This is a genomic window from Acinetobacter sp. UBA2063 (assembly GCF_002333245.1).
In the GTDB taxonomy this organism is placed as follows: Bacteria; Pseudomonadota; Gammaproteobacteria; order Pseudomonadales; family Moraxellaceae; genus Acinetobacter; species Acinetobacter parvus.
In genome coordinates this window covers 5,277-6,442 of record NZ_DDAH01000247.1, presented here as the reverse complement: position 1 = coordinate 6,442, position 1,166 = coordinate 5,277, and the positions used below count along the sequence as shown (strand labels likewise).

Annotated in this window: 1 protein-coding gene and 1 pseudogene; both read left to right on the top strand. The window is 44.1% G+C overall.

Annotated features, from left to right (window positions below; translation table 11 throughout):
- Positions 1–432, top strand: a pseudogene (locus B4H32_RS11750) (TIGR01666 family membrane protein); the annotation flags it as partial.
- 105 nt (positions 433–537) lie between these two features.
- Positions 538–1,122 (top strand): YcxB family protein, encoded by a 585-nt coding sequence (locus B4H32_RS11745; protein ID WP_004681639.1) that lies wholly within the window; start codon positions 538–540, stop codon positions 1,120–1,122.
- The last annotated feature ends 44 nt before the right edge of the window (positions 1,123–1,166 follow it).

The window sequence follows — 1,166 nt, the reverse complement described above, 5'->3', positions numbered from 1 at the left end:
GCGGCACATAATAATGATGCGGAAGTTGCATCACTCATTTCCACCCTTGCAACCGAACCCAATATTGATCCCACCAAGAAAGCACAGGCATTTGAGTTTCTCTGTTTAAGCCATACCTTTCTCAGTTATATCGCGGCCTTGGGTGCGCACCGTGAACGTATTGATGAGCCTGCGATATTAAGCCTGTTGGATCAGGCACTGGATGATATTCAGGGTGCACTGTTACGAGATGAAGTACCTGACCTGTCTTCACAAAATATGCTACAAAGCATACGCGAACGCCTGAGCCGCAATGATGAAAACGACCAGAAATCGCTGATTATTTTGCAGCAGCTCTCCCTGATCCTGAGTATTTTGACCCGTTTAAGTATGTTGAAACAGAGTTTAAGCTATGAACCCCATGAAGATGGGACCGAGTTTGCTTCACTTTAGGGGCTATTGGTATTTTAATCGTCCCTATGATTCGCTATTGGCCTAATATCTTTGCATGCCAATCAATGATAAACTTAACCCAGTTCTAAACTCATTTTTTAAACTATGACCGCCAAAACGCTATACGCTTATACGCTACAACCCGTTCCCTACGAAGTTTCTGAACAAGAACAACGTCAAGCCCAACTTATGATTTGGCGTGGTACCAATAAGTTCAGCCGCAAGGCCTGGCTGATTATGATTGCACTTGTGGTGCTTTCACTGGTTACAGCAGGCCTGATCAAGTATTACTCCACCTACTCAACCGCGATTTGCTGGGTGGTGATCATTGGTGTGGTACTGTTCTACCTCATCAAGAAGTTTGGTCTGGAATGGTATGTGAAACGTAAAATGAACGAATTTCCTGTACAGGAAATCAAGGGGATTCGTTTAGGTGTACAGCCCCACGGGATTGTGATGCGCCAGAAAATGGGACTTCAGGAAGGTACAGCGACCATCGGCTGGAAAGACATTTACGAATGGTACAATACCCCTGATTTTATTTTGGTTAATTTCAAGGTAAAGACACCAAAAGGCGAAGTTCAGCAAGGTGCCTATATCCTGCCAAAACGCATGGATTCAAAGAATTTCTCATTTAATACAGTACGCAAGCACTTAAAAGAGACAGTTGGTGAGGCTAAACCGTTGTAATCGGATACGGTCATCAGCAATATAAAACAACCCAGCCCAAGCTG

Coding starts and splice junctions, on each gene's coding strand:
- B4H32_RS11745 (WP_004681639.1), top strand. CDS start 538: ATGACCGCCAAAACGCTATACGCTTATACGCTACAACCCGTTCCCTAC.